This window comes from Deefgea salmonis, assembly GCF_020531905.1.
Classification (GTDB): Bacteria; Pseudomonadota; Gammaproteobacteria; order Burkholderiales; family Chitinibacteraceae; genus Deefgea; species Deefgea salmonis.
This window is the reverse complement of sequence record NZ_JAJAWG010000009.1, coordinates 20,197-40,642: the sequence shown is the minus strand read 5'-3', so window position 1 is coordinate 40,642 and position 20,446 is coordinate 20,197. Positions and strand designations below refer to the sequence as shown.

At 48.8% G+C, this 20,446-nt stretch carries 25 protein-coding genes; 12 read left to right on the top strand and 13 right to left on the bottom strand.

The window, feature by feature from the left end; all coding sequences use genetic code 11:
- Nucleotides 1-2: 2 nt before the first annotated feature.
- The 6 genes from gntK to gloB all read right to left on the bottom strand — a co-directional run bounded on the left by gntK (nucleotide 3) and on the right by gloB (nucleotide 5,610).
- Nucleotides 3-518 (bottom strand): gluconokinase, encoded by a 516-nt coding sequence (gene gntK / locus LG219_RS12465; protein ID WP_226764807.1) that lies wholly within the window; start codon nucleotides 516-518, stop codon nucleotides 3-5.
- A 224-nt stretch (nucleotides 519-742) separates the two neighbouring features.
- Entirely contained in the window at nucleotides 743-1,768 is a 1,026-nt protein-coding gene (locus LG219_RS12460; protein WP_226764806.1) for a substrate-binding domain-containing protein, read from the bottom strand.
- Nucleotides 1,765-2,553, bottom strand: a complete 789-nt coding sequence (locus tag LG219_RS12455; protein ID WP_226764805.1) for a HesA/MoeB/ThiF family protein — start codon at nucleotides 2,551-2,553, stop codon at nucleotides 1,765-1,767. The genes LG219_RS12460 and LG219_RS12455 overlap by 4 nt, the downstream gene beginning before the upstream one ends.
- A gap of 121 nt (nucleotides 2,554-2,674) precedes the next feature.
- Complete coding sequence (locus tag LG219_RS12450) at nucleotides 2,675-3,073, bottom strand: hypothetical protein (protein ID WP_226764804.1); 399 nt, start codon at nucleotides 3,071-3,073, stop codon at nucleotides 2,675-2,677.
- 129 nt (nucleotides 3,074-3,202) lie between these two features.
- Complete coding sequence (locus LG219_RS12445; protein ID WP_226764803.1) at nucleotides 3,203-4,777, bottom strand: LysM peptidoglycan-binding domain-containing protein; 1,575 nt, start codon at nucleotides 4,775-4,777, stop codon at nucleotides 3,203-3,205.
- An 83-nt stretch (nucleotides 4,778-4,860) separates the two neighbouring features.
- Nucleotides 4,861-5,610, bottom strand: coding sequence for a hydroxyacylglutathione hydrolase (gene gloB / locus LG219_RS12440; protein ID WP_226764802.1), 750 nt, complete (start codon nucleotides 5,608-5,610; stop codon nucleotides 4,861-4,863).
- A gap of 32 nt (nucleotides 5,611-5,642) precedes the next feature.
- Here gloB and LG219_RS12435 point away from each other — a divergent pair, with 32 nt between their 5' ends.
- A complete protein-coding gene (locus LG219_RS12435) occupies nucleotides 5,643-6,377 on the top strand; it encodes a class I SAM-dependent methyltransferase (RefSeq protein WP_226764801.1) in 735 nt (244 codons plus the stop codon).
- A 91-nt stretch (nucleotides 6,378-6,468) separates the two neighbouring features.
- On the opposite strand, the gene LG219_RS12430 is transcribed toward LG219_RS12435, so the two are convergent.
- Nucleotides 6,469-6,762, bottom strand: a complete 294-nt coding sequence (locus LG219_RS12430; RefSeq protein ID WP_226764800.1) for a hypothetical protein — start codon at nucleotides 6,760-6,762, stop codon at nucleotides 6,469-6,471.
- A 27-nt stretch (nucleotides 6,763-6,789) separates the two neighbouring features.
- Here LG219_RS12430 and rnhA point away from each other — a divergent pair, with 27 nt between their 5' ends.
- Complete coding sequence (gene rnhA / locus LG219_RS12425; protein WP_226764799.1) at nucleotides 6,790-7,218, top strand: ribonuclease HI; 429 nt, start codon at nucleotides 6,790-6,792, stop codon at nucleotides 7,216-7,218.
- Here rnhA and LG219_RS12420 read toward each other — a convergent pair.
- Complete coding sequence (locus LG219_RS12420; RefSeq protein WP_226764798.1) at nucleotides 7,215-8,015, bottom strand: DODA-type extradiol aromatic ring-opening family dioxygenase; 801 nt, start codon at nucleotides 8,013-8,015, stop codon at nucleotides 7,215-7,217. The genes rnhA and LG219_RS12420 overlap by 4 nt on opposite strands.
- Nucleotides 8,016-8,680: 665 nt before the next feature.
- Between LG219_RS12420 and dnaQ the strand changes: the two genes are divergently transcribed.
- The 5 genes from dnaQ to LG219_RS12395 all read left to right on the top strand — a co-directional run bounded on the left by dnaQ (nucleotide 8,681) and on the right by LG219_RS12395 (nucleotide 12,507).
- Entirely contained in the window at nucleotides 8,681-9,532 is an 852-nt protein-coding gene (dnaQ, locus tag LG219_RS12415; RefSeq protein ID WP_308444084.1) for a DNA polymerase III subunit epsilon, read from the top strand.
- Between the two features lie 8 nt (nucleotides 9,533-9,540).
- A complete protein-coding gene (locus LG219_RS12410; protein WP_226764797.1) occupies nucleotides 9,541-10,464 on the top strand; it encodes a glycoside hydrolase family 26 protein in 924 nt (307 codons plus the stop codon).
- Nucleotides 10,461-11,225 (top strand): 2-C-methyl-D-erythritol 4-phosphate cytidylyltransferase, encoded by a 765-nt coding sequence (gene ispD, locus LG219_RS12405; protein ID WP_226764796.1) that lies wholly within the window; start codon nucleotides 10,461-10,463, stop codon nucleotides 11,223-11,225. The genes LG219_RS12410 and ispD overlap by 4 nt, the downstream gene beginning before the upstream one ends.
- A gap of 68 nt (nucleotides 11,226-11,293) precedes the next feature.
- The gene (gene ispF, locus LG219_RS12400) at nucleotides 11,294-11,779 is read left to right on the top strand and encodes a 2-C-methyl-D-erythritol 2,4-cyclodiphosphate synthase (RefSeq protein WP_226764795.1); all 486 of its coding nucleotides are present in this window, start codon (nucleotides 11,294-11,296) and stop codon (nucleotides 11,777-11,779) included.
- 173 nt (nucleotides 11,780-11,952) lie between these two features.
- The gene (locus LG219_RS12395) at nucleotides 11,953-12,507 is read left to right on the top strand and encodes a hypothetical protein (protein WP_226764794.1); all 555 of its coding nucleotides are present in this window, start codon (nucleotides 11,953-11,955) and stop codon (nucleotides 12,505-12,507) included.
- Nucleotides 12,508-12,679: 172 nt separating this feature from the next.
- Here LG219_RS12395 and LG219_RS12390 read toward each other — a convergent pair whose 3' ends face one another.
- The 4 genes from LG219_RS12390 to LG219_RS12375 form a co-directional block, all read right to left on the bottom strand.
- A complete protein-coding gene (locus LG219_RS12390) occupies nucleotides 12,680-13,720 on the bottom strand; it encodes an extracellular solute-binding protein (protein WP_226764793.1) in 1,041 nt (346 codons plus the stop codon).
- A 102-nt stretch (nucleotides 13,721-13,822) separates the two neighbouring features.
- Nucleotides 13,823-14,551 carry a UDP-2,3-diacylglucosamine diphosphatase gene (locus tag LG219_RS12385; RefSeq protein ID WP_226764792.1) on the bottom strand — a complete coding sequence of 243 codons (729 nt, stop codon included), beginning with the start codon at nucleotides 14,549-14,551 and terminating at the stop codon, nucleotides 13,823-13,825.
- A gap of 80 nt (nucleotides 14,552-14,631) precedes the next feature.
- The gene (locus tag LG219_RS12380; protein WP_226764791.1) at nucleotides 14,632-15,135 is read right to left on the bottom strand and encodes a peptidylprolyl isomerase; all 504 of its coding nucleotides are present in this window, start codon (nucleotides 15,133-15,135) and stop codon (nucleotides 14,632-14,634) included.
- Nucleotides 15,136-15,161: 26 nt separating this feature from the next.
- The gene (locus LG219_RS12375) at nucleotides 15,162-15,761 is read right to left on the bottom strand and encodes a peptidylprolyl isomerase (protein ID WP_226764790.1); all 600 of its coding nucleotides are present in this window, start codon (nucleotides 15,759-15,761) and stop codon (nucleotides 15,162-15,164) included.
- Nucleotides 15,762-15,850: 89 nt separating this feature from the next.
- Between LG219_RS12375 and coq7 the strand changes: the two genes are divergently transcribed.
- Together coq7 and LG219_RS12365 are read left to right on the top strand one after the other, a co-directional pair.
- Nucleotides 15,851-16,486 (top strand): 2-polyprenyl-3-methyl-6-methoxy-1,4-benzoquinone monooxygenase, encoded by a 636-nt coding sequence (coq7, locus tag LG219_RS12370; protein ID WP_226764852.1) that lies wholly within the window; start codon nucleotides 15,851-15,853, stop codon nucleotides 16,484-16,486.
- A 190-nt stretch (nucleotides 16,487-16,676) separates the two neighbouring features.
- Nucleotides 16,677-17,474 (top strand): formate/nitrite transporter family protein, encoded by a 798-nt coding sequence (locus LG219_RS12365; RefSeq protein WP_226764789.1) that lies wholly within the window; start codon nucleotides 16,677-16,679, stop codon nucleotides 17,472-17,474.
- A gap of 82 nt (nucleotides 17,475-17,556) precedes the next feature.
- Here LG219_RS12365 and LG219_RS12360 read toward each other — a convergent pair whose 3' ends face one another.
- Nucleotides 17,557-17,976 carry an OsmC family protein gene (locus tag LG219_RS12360; protein ID WP_226764788.1) on the bottom strand — a complete coding sequence of 140 codons (420 nt, stop codon included), beginning with the start codon at nucleotides 17,974-17,976 and terminating at the stop codon, nucleotides 17,557-17,559.
- A gap of 376 nt (nucleotides 17,977-18,352) precedes the next feature.
- Between LG219_RS12360 and rplM the strand changes: the two genes are divergently transcribed.
- The 3 genes from rplM (at nucleotide 18,353) to argC (ending at nucleotide 20,430) form a co-directional block, all read left to right on the top strand.
- Complete coding sequence (gene rplM, locus LG219_RS12355; protein ID WP_226764851.1) at nucleotides 18,353-18,781, top strand: 50S ribosomal protein L13; 429 nt, start codon at nucleotides 18,353-18,355, stop codon at nucleotides 18,779-18,781.
- A gap of 29 nt (nucleotides 18,782-18,810) precedes the next feature.
- Nucleotides 18,811-19,203: a 30S ribosomal protein S9 gene (rpsI, locus tag LG219_RS12350; RefSeq protein WP_173532336.1), complete on the top strand. Its 393-nt coding sequence runs from the start codon at nucleotides 18,811-18,813 to the stop codon at nucleotides 19,201-19,203.
- Nucleotides 19,204-19,386: 183 nt separating this feature from the next.
- Complete coding sequence (gene argC, locus LG219_RS12345; RefSeq protein WP_226764787.1) at nucleotides 19,387-20,430, top strand: N-acetyl-gamma-glutamyl-phosphate reductase; 1,044 nt, start codon at nucleotides 19,387-19,389, stop codon at nucleotides 20,428-20,430.
- Nucleotides 20,431-20,446 lie beyond the last annotated feature (16 nt).

Below are 20,446 nucleotides of genomic sequence, written 5' to 3'. Positions count from 1 at the left end.
GATTACTCCTGTGCCAAGATCGCTTGATGAGCCGCAGCAATCACGCTTTCAAGTGGTGGCGCGATATCAATCACGATGACATCGCTTTCGTCGGTACTCGGGACTTCTAGCGTGGCAAATTGCGACGCTAACATGCCGCTCTTTTGAAAGTGACCTTGGCGCGCGATTAGACGTTGCTCGATCAATTCGTAATCGCCTTTCAAGAAAACGAAAGAGAGATTGGGATTACCTTGGCGCAAACGATCACGGTAAGATTTTTTGAGTGCTGAACAAACAATCAGCGACACTGGGTTGGTGCGTTGCATGGCAAAAGCGGCATCATTGATTGCGCCCAACCAAGGCGCACGATCGTCGTCGTTGAGCGGTTGGCCAGACGCCATTTTTTCAATATTGGCGCGTGGATGCAAAAAATCACCGTCTAAAAATGCGGCATTCAGATCTTTTGCGAGTTGATTGGCGACGGCCGTTTTACCACAGCCTGAAACACCCATCAAAACGTAAACTTTTGTACTTGTCATTTTTCGACTCCAATCGAAATATTTGAAGATGTTACTGGTAACATGTTTTCGGTAACATCTTGCCTTTATTTTTATCTTCGCTCAAGTGTTGACGGGGCTTTAAGGGCTGTTTTGACCTAGGGATTACACTTACGTAGTCGAGTGAATATTTACTACGCAATGTATGTGCATAGGTGCTAGTAAGCTAAAGGCTTACAAGTCAATACGTTAGGTGGGTATTTGAGCTACACGCTTGATTTGGCGTGTTTTAAAATGCTGGCACCCAGAAAAAGATCAAAACCAAGATCCAGAGTGCGTTCGGGATAGTGTTGGCCGTTGATGCGGCCAATGAGGCGTTCGGCCGCATGACGACCAATGGCTTCGCGCGGTGTCACGATGCTGGCCAGCTGAGGTTTGAGTGCCAAGCCAATGTCGAGATGGTTCACACCCGCAATGCCAATCTCTTCTGGAATACGCCGGCCCATGCTTTGCAATTCAAGTAGTGCGCCGGCGGCAACGTCATCATTGGTACAAAAAACACCGTCTAAGTCCGGCACTTCGAGTAAAGCTTGGCGAATTAAGCGGGCGCCTAAAGTAAAACTCGATGATTCGCTGGTTTGGATGGTGTGTGGCTGTAATTGCTGCGCGGTCATGGCTTGACCATAACCGTCATTACGCTGCTGAGTGCGGGTATCCATGCGCGCCGCTAAATACACGATACGCCGGTAACCGTGCGCCAGCATCGCTTCGGTCATGGCTTTGGCGGCGGCCGCGTGATCTAGGCCAACGGCCAAATCAATGGGCTGAGCCGGTAAATCCATGATTTCCACCACTGGAATCGCGGCCACTTCCAGCATTTTTCGGGTTCGCGCGGTGTGATTGGATTCCGATAAAATTAAGCCATCAATATGAAATGACAGTAATTGCTCGATTTGTTGTTCTTCACGCTCGGGCTCGTAACCATAATGGCCGTATAAAGTGTGATAGCCCGCCGGGGTGCTGACTTGTTCAATGCCATGGGCAACTGCAGAAAACACCTGATTGGACATCGAAGGCAATAGCACGCCAATCGCTCGGCTGCGCGAGTTCGATAGCATCGCCGGAACGCGGCTCGGAATATAGCCGAGTGTTTGCATGGCTTGCGCGATGCGCGCTGCCGTCAGTGGGGCCACTTGCTCAGGAGAGCGCAAGTAGCGGCTAATGGTCATTTTCGAGGTGTTGACTAAATCGGCAACGTCTTGCAAGGAAGGACGGCGTGGCTTGTCGTTCATGCTTGAGTACCGCACACTGGGCAGAGCGGATCTTGTTTGTATTTCATTTCGCGCCAGCGAGCGGTGCGGGCGTCATACAGTTGTAAGCGACCCATCAAGGTTTCACCCAAACCCATTAAGACTTTAAGCGTTTCGGCCGCTTGTGCGGCGCCGATAATGCCCACCAGCGGGGCAAAAACGCCAAAGGTGGCGCAAGGGCCATCATTGGCTTCGCCTGCTTCGCCAAACAAGCAGTGATAACACGGCGCGCCGTCGATTCGCGCATCAAATACCGTGAGCTGCCCATCAAAACGCACTGCCGCACCCGACACCAAGGGCGTTTTGCTGGCGACGCAGGCGCGATTAATCGCATGGCGGGTGGCAAAATTATCGCAGCAATCAACGACAATATCAGCGATAGCGACTAATTCCAGCAAACGCTCGCTGCTGGCGCGCTCATTGAGGGCAATAATGCGAATTTGGCTATTGAGCGCTTCGAGGGTTTGCTTGGCCGAGAGGGCTTTATTTTGGCCAACACGATCTTCGCTATGAACGATTTGCCGTTGTAAATTGCTCAAATCGACCAGATCGTCGTCGACGATGGTGAGTGTGCCTATGCCGGCGCTGGCCAGATACAGTGTGACCGGCGAGCCTAAACCGCCAGCGCCAATGACTAAGACATGCGCTTGGCTGAGCGCGGTTTGTCCTTCAATGCCGATCTCGTCGAGCAAAATATGGCGGCTATAGCGCAGCAGGGCGTTGTCGTCGAGATCGATTTGGGCGCTACGAGTCGGGCAAAAAGTCATGGCAGCAGAGGATTGAAGAGTAAGCGCCGATTATAGCGCGTCGCGTTGTATTCGGGATTATTGCGATATTGGTATCGTGATTGTAGCTGGCTGTCCGTAGCCAAATGACGTGTAGAGATCTTTAAAGGTAACGCCGCAGCTCTTCTGGCGTATCGTCATGATCACCATGCGGGTGTTTTTCCCAAACATGGATATAAATTTGTGGCGATTTTAAATTGTGTTCTGGCATGGCCAGATTATCGCGCTGGACGGTTTCGCTGTAATGCACCAATTCACGTTTTACTTTTTGCCAAAAATGCGTGTCCAGTTCAAATCCGGCATGTTGCAGTTGCTGCTCAATATCCAGCAGGGCATAGTCGCGCAGCGAGTAGCGAATGGTGATTTTATGTTCTGCTGGGAACGCTTGCGCTTGAATGCCTTTGAGCTGCGCCAAAAAGTGCGCTGCAGCGCTGGCTTGCTCGATTGCGCTAGGATTAAAAACAATGTCGTGTTGAATGCAATCTTCGAGTAGCTTGGACATGATCTAGCCTCTTAATAAGAGATATCACCCAAATAGATTAAGCTTTTCTTGGTACGATTGCACTGATTTATGTGCAAAAAAAACACCTTCTGGATCCATCTCAGAAGGTGTTTTGCATTTCTTTGGGGTTTAGCGGCTGGCTTGCGACAGCACGACTTTCATGCCTGGGACTAAATTTTGCCGATTCCATTTTTTGAGATCCGCCAGCTCAACATCAAATTTACGCGCAATCGAGCTATAGGTATCGCCGCGCTGAGCGACGTATTTGCTCGGAGATTTGGTCGCCAGCGTGTTTTGTTGGCGTTGCACCAGTAAGGTATCGCCGATCGCAATATGGTTGGTATTTTGTCCGTTGAGCGATTTTAACTGCGCCAGACTTAAGCCATAGCGGTTGGCGATATTAAATAAAGTATCGCCTTTGCCGACTTTATGTTCGGTGGTTTTGCTGTTTTTCGCTAACACCGGTTGCGCTTTGGGCTGGTCATTGGCGCCGGTATCGATGGTATCGGATTCGCGATTTTTATGTAGCGCCGCCAAGGTTTGTCGCTCGGAAATATCCAGCCCAGCAAGACGCGGTACTAAAATCGTTTGACCGCGCGCCATGTTTTCTTTGCTGGCAATATCATTCATATCGCGCAATTCAGCCGCAGCAATGCCAAAGGTGGTGGCTAAATCTTCAAAGCGTTCACCGGTTTTGGTAACGTAAGGCTGCCAATTGAGCAGTGGCTCGGTGTATTGCGCTAAATTACGCTCAAAGATGGCTTTGTTGGCAATGGGTAAAACTAATTGCCGGTCGTCTTTGTGGGCAATCACTGGGCGAATAAATCCAGGATTGAGGCGCAGTAATTCATCTACGCTAATTTCGGCCAATTGCGCGGCAATGGATACATCCATATGTTTGCCCGGCTGCAAAGTGGTGAAATAGGCTTGATTGGCCATCGGCTTGAGTTCAACGCCATAGGCCGCTGGGTCGGCAATAATATTGCGGATGGCGAGTAGTTTAGGCACGTAGTTACGCGTTTCATCGGGCATTCTTAAATCGCTATAGCCAGCACTCAGGCCCGCAGCTTGATTGCGATCGACTGCGCGGCGAACGGCATTTTCACCCCAGTTATACGATGCCAGTGCCAGTTGCCAATCGTCAAACAGGCCGTGAATTTCTTGTAAATAAGAAAGTGCCGCGCCAGTTGCCGCGACCACGTCACGACGGCCGTCGTACCACCAAGTGCGCTCAAGACCATAGCGTTTGCCCGTGGCGGGAATAAATTGCCACATGCCGGCCGCTTGCGCCGAAGACAGCGCTTTAGGGTTGTAGGCCGACTCGATCATGGGCAAGAGCGCCATTTCCATCGGCATGCCGCGCTTTTCAACTTCTTCGACCACAAAATATAAATACGGGGTGCTGCGGCTAATAATGCGATTGAGGTAGTCGGGTCGGCTAGCGTAGTAGTTTTCCCATTTACTGACTAAGGGGCTGTCAATATCAGGGATGGCAAAGCCTTTGCGAACACGGGCCCAAATATCAGCCTCTGCTGGGGCGATCACTTGATGGCTAAATAAAGCCTGCATCACGCGTTGGGTATCGGCGCTGATCGGTGCTGTTGGCTGGGTAAGTGCGTAATCAAAGCGAGTATTGGGATCGGCTGCAAGCAGCGGCGTGGCTAAAAAAGCGCTCAGGATGAGCGCAGGTAGTCGCAGCAGCATAAGCTGAGCCCCAAAGTAAATGAATCTGCCGATACTAATGTCGGCTTTCCTGCTGTGTCAACGAGTTAACGGCTTAAATTGGATTAACGGAAAGAATCTTTCCAGCTGCGCAGTGCGGTAAAGCAATCTAATGGCGTGGTGATCTGTGGCTGGTGGGCTTTAACTTGGGCAAACAGCGCCGCATCTGTGCAGCGTAGATAAGGATTGGTCGCCAATTCAAGCGCAATCGTGCTGGGTAACGTGGCTTGTTGCTGGGAACGTTTTTCACTTTCGATAGCCTGACGCTCTAACAAGGCGCTGTTATCTGGCTGCACATGCAGTGCAAAGCGTAGATTGCTCAGCGTGTACTCGTGGGTACAGCAAACTTGGGTTTGCAAAGGAAGTTGTGCCAGTCGTTGTAAACTATCAAATAATTGCGCCGGTTGACCTTCAAATAGTCGGCCACAGCCGGCAGCAAATAAAGTATCACCACAAAACAGTAGGCCAGCGCCAAAATAGGCTAAATGATCTAAGGTGTGGCCGGGCGTGGCGATCACTTGAAACGGCTCTCCCAATAAAGTGAGGGTATCGCCATCATGGCAAGGATGATTCACCCCTGCGATGCCTGCGGGGCCGTAAATGGGCAGCGCGCTGGCCGCGAATGCGCTTAAGCCGCCAATATGATCGTGGTGATGGTGTGTAATGAGAATGCCGGCTAATTGCGCTTGATGGGCAGCTAGCCAACTTTGTAATGGGGCGGCAAGACCCGGATCAACGGCAATGACTTGGTGCTGATGTTCGATCAGCCAGATGTAGTTGTCATCCAGAATCGGTAGGCAGTGTAGTTTGAACATTTTATTTATTTAAATCCTGTGGGCATCAAAAAATGAATGCTGAGTTTGATCATTTTGCTACGTGGCTCGCCACTCCGCTAGGGCGCTATGTGGCCATGAGCGAGTTAGCTTGGTTTGAGCGCGCGGTGGTGGATATTTTTGGCTACAAAGCGGTGCAGCTTGAATTGCCACAAATTGATTGTCTACGCAGTAATCGCATGCCTTGGCGTTTGCAAGCGGGTGAAGCGGCAGGGACGCAGTTAAAATGCTCGGTACAAGCTTTACCATTTGATGAGCAAAGCTTGGATTTGATTGCTTTACCGCATGTGCTGGATTTTTGTCAGGACCCGCATGCGGTGCTGCGCGAATGTCAGCGCGCCTTGCGCCCTGAGGGGCGTTTGTTGATTACCGGGTTCAATCCATGGAGTTTATGGGGTTTACGCCGTTTAAAGCCTAATTCAGAAATCCCGTGGAAAGGTAATTTTGTGGCGCTGCCCAAATTAAAAGATTGGTTAAGTGTGCTGGATTTTCAAACGCTGCAAGACGAGCATTTATGTTATCGGCCACCGGTGCAACGCCCCGGCTGGCTAGAAAAAAGTCGTTTTCTCGATCAAGCCGGTGATCGCTTATGGCCCGCTGGTGGTGGGGTGTATTGTATTGCAGCAGTCAAGCGGGTGCGCGGCATGCATTTGATTGAGCCGCAATGGCGTACAGCCACCGCCACCGCTAATTCAGCAATGGCCATAGAAAAACTCCGCCAGCAAGCCCGCAAAGATCGTTGTAAATAGAGAAAGTTTGATAATTATTAAGGGTATGTGCTGGTAGGCTTTAAATTTAATGCTCTACAAGTACATACCTATTTGATTTTGATTGGCGGGTTTATTTGTCACACTGTTTCGCCGCGTCTTGCATCGATTTAATCAATTTATTGCCGTCGTCGCGATTTTTAGTCGCTAAACGAATATCATGGCCGCTGCCCAAATTGCCGCCGCCAAAAGCGATTTTGACTTCTTCATCATTTACATCAATAAATTGCACCACGGTGAGATTGATTAAACGTTCGGTTTTACTGTCGCTGGGAATTTTCCACGGACAAAAAGTCGCGGCATACAGCGGAACAGCGGTTAAACTGAGCGGCAATATCCAACTTAAAACCAGTGCAGAAACACGCATTGCGGCACTCCAAAAGTGAAGAACATCATGGTAGAAATCTATACCGACGGCGCTTGTAAAGGCAATCCCGGTCCTGGCGGCTGGGGCGCTTTTTTGCGCTTTGGCGAGCATGAAAAAGAATTATTCGGTGGTGAAGCACATACCACCAATAACCGCATGGAATTACTGGCGGTGATTAGCGCTTTAGCGGCGTTAACTCGAACCTGTGAAGTCACCATTCATACCGACTCACAATACGTTAAAAATGGCATTGAAACGTGGATTCATGGCTGGAAAAAAAACGGCTGGAAAACCGCTGCCAAACAAGCCGTTAAAAATGAAGACTTGTGGCAGCAGCTCGACGCGCAAGTGGCGCGGCATACTGTGGCATGGCGTTGGGTGAAAGGCCATGCCGGTAATCCGGGCAATGAGCGCGCCGATCAATTGGCCAATCGCGGCGTTGAATCACTCACTTAACGCGCGCTTGGCGTAAAGCCAATCACATCCATCCCCAGCACCCCCAGCGACATACTTTGATGCAGCGCCAGCACGTCGGCTTGATCGTCAGCGGCGGCGCGCGCAATCAGTAGCGGTAAAAAATGTTCAATCGTGGGGTGCGCTTGCCGCGCATGCGGCAAGTTTTGTTGCCAATTAACCCAATCTAATAAAGGTTGGGTATTGAGCGCTGAGTAAGTCGCAGCAATGAATTGCGCCGCATACGGCTCAATTTGATAATCAGTTTGCCCGGTTTTCATTCGGCTAAAAGCGTCGTTTAAATTATGCGTGATGCTGCCTGAGCCAATCAGCAACACCTCATCGGGTAGATATTTGGCCAGAGATTGGCCCAGCGCTAAATGCGCGGCGCTGTCTAGCGATGCCGCCAATGAAATCGTTACCAAAGGAATATCGGCCTTGGGATACATCAGCATTAACGGTACCCAAGCGCCATGATCAATCGCCGGATGAGCGCTGATGGCGATCGAATGCCCATCGTTGGCCAGTTGTAAAGCCAGGCGTTGGGCCCATTCGGGTTCACCCTGTGGGCGATATTGCAGTGGATCAAGCTCGGGCGAAAAGCCACTAAAATCATGGAATTCCTGCCATTGCTGGGCGACACCAACGGTGAACTGCGCTTGAATATTGTGCGCCGAAATCAGCACGATGGCCTTGGGGCGAGGTAAGGTTTGGCCCAGTGACAGCAAAAAATCATGTGCTGGGCTGGGCTCAATCGCTAGCGATGGCGCACCGTGGCTAATAAAAAGAGTGCGGGGCATGGTCTTCCTGAGTGTATTGATATTGTGATATTGGCCGTGTTGGCCTTCGCGCTGCCGTGGGTCTGGCGCGATTTTTTTATCATACGAGTTTGCCGTTGGCGCTGCGGCGAAATGATTTGAACGAATTGGTGAGAAAAAACGAAGCCAATTGCGTGCGGCTCACTTTAGCGTTAAACGACAAGCCAACGCCGAGGTGCAGAACAAAACATCAGCCAATCGCAGTTTAAATCAGCGTGTTGGTGATGGTTTGAGACCTAAATTGGTGTTCTCTGCGCCTTTGCGTCTCTGCGTTGTAAGGTTTTGAGGTGAATAGCCTCAAAGCCAATTGCCTGCGGTGCACTTCAGCGTTCAATATTGAAAAGCCAACGCCGAGACGCAGAGCAAAACATCCGCCAATCGCAGTTTAAATCAGCGTGTTGGCGATGGTTTGAGACCTAAATTGGTGTTCTCTGCGCCTTTGCGTCTCTGCGTTGTAAGGTTTTGAGGTGAATAGCGTCAAAGCCAATTGCCTGCGGTTCACTTCAGCGTTCAATATTGAAAAGCCAACGCCGAGACGCAGAACAAAACATCAGCCAATCGCAGTTTAAATCAGCGTGTTGGTGATGGTTTGAGACCTAAATTGGTTTTCTCTGCGCCTCTGTGTCTCTGCGTTAAAAGATTTTGAGGTGAAAAACATAAAAGCAGAACGCGTGGTTTTTCACGCGGTGGACGGTTTTTTGCCAGTGATCAACATCAGTTACAATAGCGCCATTGTTTTGTTGGGAATCATCATGCGTCAAATTTTCCTCGATACCGAGACGACAGGTCTGCGGGTTGAAGACGGTAACCGAATTTTGGAAATCGCTGCGGTTGAAATGATCGATCGTAAATTATCCAAAGCCGAGCGCCATTTTCATCGCTACATCAATCCGGGCCGCGACTCTGAAGAGGGCGCTTTGAATGTCCATGGTTTAACCACCCAATTTTTGTCGGATAAAGCCAAGTTCGGGCAAATCGTCGATGACTTTCTGGAATTTGTAACAGACGCCGAAATCATCATCCATAACGCGCCATTTGACGTTGGCTATTTGAATATGGAGCTTGGCAAGTTAGGCCGTGGCAAGTTAGATGATTACGTCGCGAGCGTGACCGACACGCTGAAAATGGCCAAAGATCTGTGGCCGGGCAAACGCAATAGCCTGGATGCGCTGTGCGATCGTTATGACGTCGATCGTTCTGGCCGAACATTACACGGCGCGTTGATTGACTGCGAATTGCTGGCCGAAGTGTATATGGCGATGACGCGCGGCCAAGATAGTCTGTTGATCGACTACGCGCCAACTGCAGAAGAAAACGCCAGTAATTTAGCCCGCCGCAGCAATAGCTTGCCGCTGATCGTGACGCAAGCCAGCAGTGAAGAACTCGCATTACATCAAAAGTATCTTGATGCGCTGGATAAAGCCGTCAAGGGCAGCTGCGTGTGGCGTCAAATTGAGCCGCTCGCCGCGTTGCCCAATGGCGAGGGCAGTCCACAATGAGCGTTTGCATGAATACCACCGAACTCAAAACTGCCGCGCATGCGGCGTGGGAAGAGCACGACGAAGCGTTGGCCGAACAGCATTTTTTGGCGGCGCTGGCGATTGACGAGCAAGACGCGGTGACCAATTACGATTTGGCGCTGCTGTATAAATATCAAAGCCGCTGGGCTGAATCGCTGCGCTACAACCGCCGCGCAGCCGAGCTCAATCCTGAAGACGCCGCCGCGTGGTGGAATATGGGCATCGCGGCAACGGCGATTGCTGATTGGGCAACGGCGGCCAAAGCGTGGGCATTCTTTGGCATTACGTTGCCGTTGGATGCGGTGGAAAATGCTGCGCCCGATTTAAAATTGGGCTTGATTCCAGTGCGAATTACGCAGGGCGATCAGGTTGAAGTGTTGTGGGCCAATCGCCTTGATTCGGCGCGCGCGCAGATTGTCAGCGTCCCGCTGCCTGATTGCGGCGTGCGTTATCACGATATCGTACTGATTGACGGCGCACCGCGCGGCACGCGTGAACTCAACGGCAAAGACGTTCCGGTTTTTGATTGGCTAGAATTCTGGCAACGCGCAAATTATTCGACGTATGTGATCGAAGCCAATATATCTAATGATCTAGCGGTCAATACCCTAGATAAACTCCTTGCAGACAGCCAGATGGCGCTGGAAGATTGGTCGAGGCTTATGCCAATGCAGCACCAAGCGGGTGGCGAAGAAACGCAGCATGCACTAGATGCCGCGAGCGAAGCTAAAGTCGCTTGGCAGCCTGAACGCCAACTGGGCGTTGCGGCGTTGAACGACCAAGCCTTGGCTGACGTGCTCGACGCTTGGCAAACCGCGCATCCTGAAGTCGAGATCATCGAAGTGTATAACGCGCTCGATGCACAAGCAGATGACGCGGAAAAAGAAGCTATGAATGAGGCTGCGCAATGACTGCCATTGCCTTAGTTCCTGCCGCGGGAAGCGGCAGCCGGATGGCGTCTGCGACGCCGAAACAATATTTAGACTTACTTGGCCAGCCCCTGATCGCGCATACGCTGCGCGCCTTGCTGGGCGCTGCGGGCATCGCGCAAGTGGTGGTGGTGATTTCGCCAGCAGATGAATGGTGGGCAAGCTACGATTGGGCCGCTTTACTGGGCGAGTCGTTGGCCCGCTTGCTGGTGCTGCGCGTGGGTGGCGTTAGCCGCGCTGAATCGGTGATGAATGGTTTGACGGCACTTGCCGCTGCTCCCATTGAAAGTCCTCAAGCGGATCAACAAGCGCAGGATTTTGCGACGTCTGACGACATTTGGGTGCTGGTGCATGACGCCGCTCGCCCTTGTATCACCAGTCAGCAAGTGGATGCCATGATTGTTCAGTTGGAGTATGACGCTGTAGGCGGCATTTTAGCTGTTCCAGTGGCCGATACCCTCAAGGTCGCCGTCAATCATTCTGCCGAGCCACGCATTGCTCACACCACGCCGCGCGCGGGACTTTGGCAAGCACAAACACCGCAAATGTTCCGCCGTGGCCCATTACTCGCCGCGCTACAAGACGCGCTGCCCGAACACGTTGCAGAGATCACCGACGAAGCCAGCGCGCTCGAACGCCTCGGCCATTCACCCAAACTCATCATGGGCAGCCCATGGAACCTGAAAGTGACTTATCCGCAGGATTTGGAGATGGCGAAGTTGTTGCTACAGGCCAACCGTTGATCTTGCTGCTGTAACGTAAACCTTATTGTATGGCGCTTGTTGGCAAGCGTTTCGCTGGAGAATTCAACATGACTTTACCTTTTCGTATCGGCCAAGGCTGGGATGTTCATCGTATGGTGGCCGATCGTCCTTTGATTTTGGGCGGCGTACATATCCCGTATGAGAAAGGCTTGCTGGGGCATTCTGATGCCGATGCTTTGTTGCATGCGATTACCGATGCAATTCTGGGTGCGGCGGGCTTGGGCGATATTGGTCGGCATTTTCCAGATACGGCCGCCGAATTTAAAGGCGCAGATAGTCGCGTTTTATTGCGCGCAGCAGTGCGTCGAGTGGCAGAGCTAGGCTGGCAAGTGGCGAATATTGATGCGTCGATCTTAATTCAGCAGCCGAAAATGGCGCCGCATATCCCCGCAATGAGGGTAAATATTGCCGAAGATCTGCAAATAGATGTGGCTTTGGTTAACGTGAAAGCCAAGACATATGAGAAGCTCGGACCGGTGGGAGAGGGCGCTGCGGTTGAAGCGCAGGCGGTTGCCTTACTCTCTATCAGGTAAGTTTGTGCTGGATTCTGCTGGTTTTTCAATTATATTGATTAGGCAAATTATTTATTTCTAGCCTGTCAATTTCGCGCTAGACTGGTTTTTTGCTGACACTGCGTGTTAGCCTCGATGGGTGATAATTTGCTTTATGCTTATCGTTTGAATAAACAAATCTAGGGGTATCAATTATGCGCACTAAATTACTTGCTTCTATCTTTCTCACTGCGGGTTTATTGGCCGGAACGGCGTCGATTGCCGCAACTGGGCAAGATGAATTACTCGTGGCGACTTCTGAACGTAAGATTGATGAGGCACGGGTGGTTTCTGTCGATTTGGCAACGCGCAGCGTTGTGCTCCAAATGCCAAACGGGCAAATGCTAGAGTTTACAAATGTTAATCCTAAGGTCACGCGTCTGAATACCTTAAAGCCCAATGACACCGCAACGGTGGCAGGCTCTGAAACGATGGCTTTTGTCTTGCAAAAAGGCACTGCAGGCATTCGCAAAGTGATTGATACCAATACACAGGATTTATCTGTTGATGGCGCAGGCATGACGCTAACGCACACGGTTTACAATGATATTGTCGGAGTGAATGTGGCCGCGGGGACACTGCGCGTGAAAGATTTTGCAGGCAAAATCATTACCGTTCCTGTTGCAAACAAAGAATGGCTAACACAAGCGGCAGCGGGTGATCAATTACTGGTGGTGACACGCGCCTCAATGATGGCATTTGCGAACTAAGCGCTAATTCAAATTCACTGTTTGCTGCTGAGCCCACCACGATGGTGGGCTTTTTTATTGTGGCTTGTGAGTCAATTGCAAAATGATATGCGTTTTTTCAATAATAGATAGTCTGAATTTTAGAGTGAATTTGATATTGTTGAATTTTAGGATAAATCACTATTGGATTTATTTATTGTCGTTGATTGTTTTTTCGTGCTTTTCCTGCCCGAATTCGATCCCAATATTGACTGCGAAGGGTAAAGTTTTCAGAGGGTTCTAGCCATAAAATTTTATCACTGTCTTTTAAATTACTTCCGCTTAAAGTGTTAGATAATCCTTGTCGTTGGCTTAAAGCTTGGCTGACGGTTTTTTCTAATGTGTAATTAATCCAATTTTCAGCCAGCTTGCGGTTTTTGGTGGTATTGCTGATGGCCCAGCAATCTAACCAAGCCAGTACACCCTCTTGCGGAATAATATAACCAATATCTGCGCCTGTTTGTTGTAATAATTTAACTTGTTGTTGACCATAATTAGCATACATTAAAGCGGCTTTGTTTTTAATAAAAGCTTGAGTGCCTTGTTCTGGGGTGGTATAAAAAACAGGATTTTGTTGGCGTAATTGGAGTAGTTTATCGACGGTTTGTTTCATCTCATTGGCAGAGAGTTTAAATGGATTATTGGCTTGTAATGTGAGTGCCGTTAAGCTGAAATTGTGATTGCTGCCATCGTAGAGAACGATTTTTCCACGGAATTGGGTTTGCCATAGATCATTCATTGATACCGGCGCCGTTTTGAATTGTTTTTTATCATAAATTAGCCCCATTTCTGAATAGGTAAATGGAATTGCATATAAATTTCCATTTCTATTTAGGCCTAAAATTTTCTCGGTTTTACGAAATCGAGGTAATTGATTCTTGGTATTAGGAATTTGAGTTATTTTTATCGGTGCGACGAGGTTATGATCAATGTAGCGCTGTAATTCAGCGGTATTAACGGCAAAAACGTCATAAGTGTTTTGTTGTTTTCGATTGAGTTTTTCCCATAGTTCATCATCACTTGAAATATAAGTCAGCTCAACTTTGGCATGGTACTTCTGTTCAAATTCAGCAATCCAGTCGGGGTCGGCGTAACCGTGCCAAGTCAAAATACGTAAAGTATTCTCAGCGTTTGCCATTGGCGATAGCAATATTAATGACAATAGTATTGTCTTTACTTTACTAATTAACTTCATTTTTATGTTGCGACAAGTAAGTTAACGAACCCCAATAGTAGTGGGTTTTGTTGTAAAAACAAATGCATGTCTGCGCTTCACTGATATATTTTGCTTAAAAAATCAGGAGTCTGGATACATATGCAAGCTAATTTGACCGTGTTGGCTTAATAAATAGCCACCATGGCCTTTTTTCCAATCTGGAATGACCCAGCGAATACCGTGCTGGTGTTGATGTTGCGCTGGTCTATGGGTGTGTCCATGAATCAGCACGCGTGCAGGGCTGCGCTGTAGTTCAGTTTCAATACTGGCCAGATTGACATCCATAATCATGCGGTTTTTGTTTTTATTTGATTTTTGTGATTTCAAACGTAAGTTGGCAATTTGCTGATCGCGGATTTTTTTCGGTAAATGCAGCCAAATCCATTGCACAATCGGGTTGTGAGTTAGCCGGCGATAGCGCTGGTAGGCAATATCATCAGTGCAATAACGGTCGCCGTGGCCCAATAAAATCGCTTGCCCTTGTAGGTATATCAAGCTGGGGTCTGGCAACACGGTGAGTTGAGCGCTGCTGGCAAATCGGCGGCCAACGAGTAAATCGCGATTACCGGCCATAAAAAAAACTTTGACGCCGGTTTGCGCCACGGCTGCGATTTCAGCAACTTGCTCAGCGTAAAAAGGCTCGTCGAGTTGATCGTCACCCAACCAGTATTCAAATAAATCCCCCAAAATATATAAATATTCGGCTTTGCTGGCGACGATGTGGCGCATAAATTGTTGATACGCTTGCACCGTTGGCGCGTCGCTAGGGGATAAATGTAGATCAGAGATAAAGTAAGTGGCTTGAGTCATTCGATAGGCTTGGTAGTTTGATTATAAAAAAAGCGCAGACTTGCTGCGCTTAAAATTAAATCGATCGTGAAGCAACGTAATTAGGCCAGTACTTCGGCACTTAAAATGACCACATCGGTTTTTGGCACATCTTGGTGGAAACCATTGCTGCCAGTTTTCACTTTTTCGATTTTATCAACGATGTCTTGGCCTTCAATTACGCTGCCAAATACGGCGTAGCCCCAGCCTTGGGCTGTTTTATTGCGATGATTTAAAAAATCATTGTCAGCGGCATTGATGAAAAACTGCGAAGAGGCCGAATGGGGTTCCGGTGTACGGGCCATAGCGACAGTGTAAATGTCATTTTTTAAACCATTATCCGCTTCATTTTGAATAGTTGGATGTTTGTCTTTCTTTTCTTTCATACCGGGTTCAAAGCCACCGCCTTGCACCATAAAACCATCGATAACACGATGAAAAATCGTACCATCGTAGTGACCCGAAGTGGCGTATTGAATAAAGTTAGCCACTGTAATCGGCGCTTTTTCTTCGTTTAGTTCTAAAACAATGTCACCCATGCTGGTGGTGAGTTTTACTTTAGTCATCTGTTTTGTCCTTTAAAAAATATAAATTATTTGCTGGTGCTACTTTTGCTGGCACTGGCTTTTTCTGGCTTGGCGGCTAATTCTTTGGCGCTGATTAAAATGATCGGCTCGGCTGGGGTATCGCCAGGCAGTAAATTTACTTTTGCCATTTGATCCGCGACGTCCATACCACTTAATACTTTACCAAATACCGCGTAACCCCAGCCATCAAATGATGGGTAATTTAAAGCGTCATTGTTTTTTAGATTGATATAAAACTGGCTGGTCGCCGAATGCGGCTGGCCGGTTCTGGCCATGGCCAACATCCCACGGTCATTTTTCAAGCCTTTTTCAGCCGTGATTTTGGCTTCATTTTGAATTGATGCTTTAGTTGGTTTTTGTTCTTGTTTGGCATCGTAACCACCACCTTGCACTACAAATCCAGGCACTACACGATGAAAAATCGTGCCGTCATAATGTTTGCTTTTTACATATTGCAAAAAATTAGCCACCGAGATCGGCGCTTGCTCTGGGTAGAGTTCAACGATGATTTTACCTTTGCTGGTGTTGAGCTCGACTTGCGGATTGGCGGCGATAGCGGTCAAGCTTGACAGTGCTAAAGCGGCGGCGATAACGAAGCGTTTCATGAAAATTCCTGCAAATTGGGGGTAAAAATACAATCTCGCAATCATAACATGTGCACAGTGTAGAATTGCCAGCTTAAGGAGAACTGATGATGCTGAAATTACCTTCTTTGGACCAATTTATTACTGAATTTGACACGGTGTTGCGCACTTTAGCTGCACCTGCGGTGAGTGCTCGGGCGCATCCTGATGCCAAAATTGACGATGCAGAAATGAGTAGCGCAGAAAAAGCGCACGCAGCAGGATTGATGCGGGTGAATCACTGCGGCGAAGTGTGCGCGCAAGCGCTGTATCAAGGGCAAGCGTTGACAGCGAGAGACCCCGCAGCACGGCAAGCATTACGCCATGCCGCCGATGAGGAGGTGGAGCATTTAGCTTGGACTCAGCGTCGTTTGGCTGAGCTAGGTAGTCATCGCAGTGTGCTTAATCCATTGTGGTATGCTGGCTCATTGGCGATGGGTGTTGCCGCTGGGGTGATCGGTGACAAATGGAATTTGGGGTTTTTGGCCGAAACTGAACGACAAGTAGGGGCACATTTGCAAAGTCACCTCTCTGAGCTACCGCAACAGGATGAAAAAAGCCGAGCCATTGTTTCGCAAATGTATCTAGACGAAATGAGTCATGCCGAATTGGCGGATCAAATGGGGGCAGTCCCTTTGCCGCGACCTGTGCTGCAATTGATGCAGCTAACTTCTAAGTTAATGACACAGCTGAGTTATCGTTTTTGATCAATTTTTAAAGTTAAATAGCATATTGTGAGGATTTAGATGGCTAGCTAGCCCTGCTAGAACTTGCGCCAGATCAGATTTGTCGTATTCAATACCAACGTCATGGCAATACTGCCGCTTGTTATGGGTATGCACGTTATAAAATAGCGCCATCTAAATAATTAGAAGTGCAGGCCTTGATATGAATGGGATGTTAGCTCCTTCTGCCATTGTTGATTATGTAGAACACAGTGCTTTAGAAAAGTCTGCGCTGCCTTGTTCACGATTAGCGGTTATGGCCATTATCGGCGGTATGTTTATTTCTCTGGGAGCTTTGCTCGCGGTTTATGTCGCTGGTGGGTCGCCAGAGTTAATGCAGGGCAATCCTGGCTTAGGCAAATTATTATTTGGCGCGGTTTTTCCTTTGGGTTTTATTGCGGTGGTGTTGACAGGGGTAGACCTATTTACCAGTAATTGCGCAACACAAATGGTGCCATTGCAACGCAATTTATTGGCCAAGCGAGCAGTGGCCAGAGTGTGGGGGCTCTCTTATTTGGGTAATTTTATGGGCGCATTATTCACGGCTTGGGCCTTTGCCTATATGACGGGCATCTTTAAGCCCAATGATTCTGCAACGCTCTATTTACTCTCTATTGCACATCACAAATTAGAAAATCCATTTATGGTTACCTTCTTTAAAGGTGTTTTGGCCAATATTTTGGTTTGTGTTGCCGCTTGGCAGGGCTATTCAGCGAAAGATACGCTGGGTCGCATGATGGGGATTTGGTTGCCAGTTATGGCATTTGTTGCGCTGGGCATGGAGCATAGTATTGCAAATATGTTCTTTATTCCTGCAGCAATGTTGCTTGGGCTAGATGCCAGCTGGGGTGATTTTTTACTGCATAATTTATTGCCCGCAACACTCGGTAATATTGTGGGTGGGGCTTTATTTATTGGCTTGCCGTATGCGTGGATTTTTCGCCGTCAAGCAGTTGCCGCGCATTCGTAATCATTAGACTCGTTCATCAGCATTGAATTAAAAACGGCAAGAATCGCTTTCTTGCCGTTTTTTATTGTGGCAAGCCTGCGAATTAATCGGCTTCAATTACGCTGAAATCATGTGTAATGGCGACAACTTGGCCGAGCATAATCGACGCAGAGCAGTATTTTTCGGCCGATAATTTGATCGCCCGCTCAACGGCTTCCGTTTTTAGTGCTTTGCCGGTCACAATAAAATGTAAATGAATTTTGGTGAAAACCTTGGGATCGGTTGTAGCGCGTTCGGCATCCACCTCAAGCACACAGTCTCTAATGTCAGCACGGCCTTTTTTAAGGATGTGGACGACATCATAGCTAGAACAGCCTGCCATCCCCATCAAGAGCATCTCCATCGGCCGTGGCCCGAGGTTACGCCCTCCGCCTTCAGGCGGGCCATCCATTAGCACCGCATGGCCAGATTCGGACTGCGCCAAAAAGCTCACTTCTTCGACCCATTTAATGCGTACTTTCATAGTTCATTTGTCCTTGGTATTAAGGAAATACGATGGAATATCGGTCACTATTCTAACGGGGAAAGGCGGGCGAAGCGATGGCGCGATGGTATAAATTGATCCAGTCTATTTGGCTTGTAACCATTGGTCGCAGTGCTGACAACTTGGTTGTCTTACACCTAAATTTCTGTGATAATCGACGGCGACATTGGGCTTTGCTCGATGTCGTCTCCTCCATCCTCCATTTATTTGGTAGGATTTCGCGCAATCTAGGCATGCCTTGATTGCGTTTTTTTTGTCCTGGATTGGAATCTGTTTGCAAATGCATTTGACAGAGTGGCATTTAACCCGCTACAATCCGCGACTTTCTCAAATTCAAAAACGTGGACTAGCAGTCATGAAAACCTTTTCTGCCAAGCCGCACGAGGTGAAGCGCGAGTGGTTCGTTGTGGACGCCACAGACTTAGTGCTGGGCCGTCTCGCTGCCGAGATCGCCAAACGCCTGCGTGGCAAACATAAAGCTGAATACACTCCGCACGTCGATACCGGCGACTACATCGTTGTGGTAAACGCAGACAAGATCCGCGTTACTGGCGATAAAGCAACGGCTAAGATTTATTACCGTCACACTGGTCACCCAGGCGGTATTTACGAGCGTACCTTCACTGAAATGCAAACGAAATTTCCTGGCCGTGCGTTGGAATTTGCTGTTAAAGGCATGTTACCAAAAGGCCCATTGGGCTACGCAATGATCAAGAAAATGAAAGTTTATGCCGGTGGCGAACATCCGCACACTGCGCAAGAACCTAAAACTCTTGCTCTCTAAGCGATCGCAAAACTTAAAGGAATTGCATCATGGTAGGTAAATATAATTATGGTACTGGCCGCCGCAAGAGCTCTGTAGCTCGTGTGTTCTTGGCAAAAGGTACTGGCCAAATCATCGTTAACGGCAAAGCATTGGACCAATATTTTGCTCGTGAAACTGGCCGTATGATCGTTCGTCAACCACTCGTGTTGACTAGCAATCTTGAAGCTTTCGACATCATGGTAAACGTGGTTGGCGGCGGCGAATCTGGCCAAGCTGGCGCGGTTCGTCACGGTATCACTCGTGCCTTGATTCAGTACGATGCAGCGTTGAAACCAACTCTGAAATCGGCTGGTCTGGTTACTCGTGACGCTCGTGAAGTTGAACGTAAGAAAGTCGGTCTACGCGGCGCACGTCGTCGTAAACAATTCTCTAAACGTTAATTCGTTTACAGATTGTTTGGATCAAAGAGCCATCCTGCGGGGTGGCTTTTTTACGTCTATCGACCGAGTGGTTGGGAGTCGTGATTGGGGAATGGTTTTTCTTTGTTATTCCCTCTTCCCTATTCCCCACGCTCTAGTGTTTTGTTTTATTATCGCGGTGATAATTTGAACAGGGAGAAGAGCATGATCAAGGTTGGGATTGTGGGTGGTACGGGGTACACAGGGGTTGAATTGCTGCGTTTATTGTCGCGCCATCCTGATGTGGAACTCAAGGCGGTCACTTCGCGTAAAGAAGCCGGCATGAAAGTATCCGAGATGTTTCCTAGTCTACGTGGCCACGTTGAGATTGCTTTTTCTAGCCCTGAAGACGCCAAACTGACCGAGTGCGATGTCGTATTTTTTGCCACGCCACATGGTGTGGCGATGGCGCAAGCGCGTGAATTGCTTGATGCGGGCGTTAAAGTCATCGATTTGGCTGCTGATTTCCGCCTCAAAGATCCGGTTGAATTTGAAAAATGGTACGCGATGGCGCACAGCTGTACCGATTTACTCGCTGAAGCGGTGTACGGTTTGCCAGAAGTGAATCGCGCGGCCATCCAAAACGCACGTTTGATTGGTATGGCAGGCTGCTACCCAACGTCGGTACAACTCGGTTTATTGCCGCTGATTGAAAATGGCCTGCAATTGATTGAAACCAGCGGCATTATCGCCGATTGCAAATCGGGTGTTTCCGGTGCTGGCCGTAAAGCCGAAGTGGGTACTTTGTTTGCGGAAAGCAGCGACAACTTTAAAGCCTATGCCGTAAAAGGTCATCGCCACTCGCCAGAAATCATGCAAGGGTTATCTGCAATTCACGGCGCACCCGTTGAGTTGACCTTTGTTCCGCATCTTACGCCGATGATTCGTGGTATTCATTCGACGATTTATGCGCGCTTAACGGACGCGGGTAAAGCGGCGGATGTGCAAAAACTCTTTGAAGATCGTTTCGCTGCTGAGCCGTTTGTTGATGTAATGCCAGCGGGTTCTTGCCCAGAAACCCGCTCAGTACGCGGCAGTAATACCGCACGTATTGCCGTGCACCGCCCGGGGAATGGCGATTTGCTGGTGATACTGGTGGTAGAAGACAATCTGGTTAAAGGCGCTTCAGGGCAATCAGTGCAGGTGATGAACTTGATGTTTGGTCTGCCTGAACAGCATGGTTTAGATGTTGTGCCATTGCTGCCTTAAGTGATGCCAATTAAAC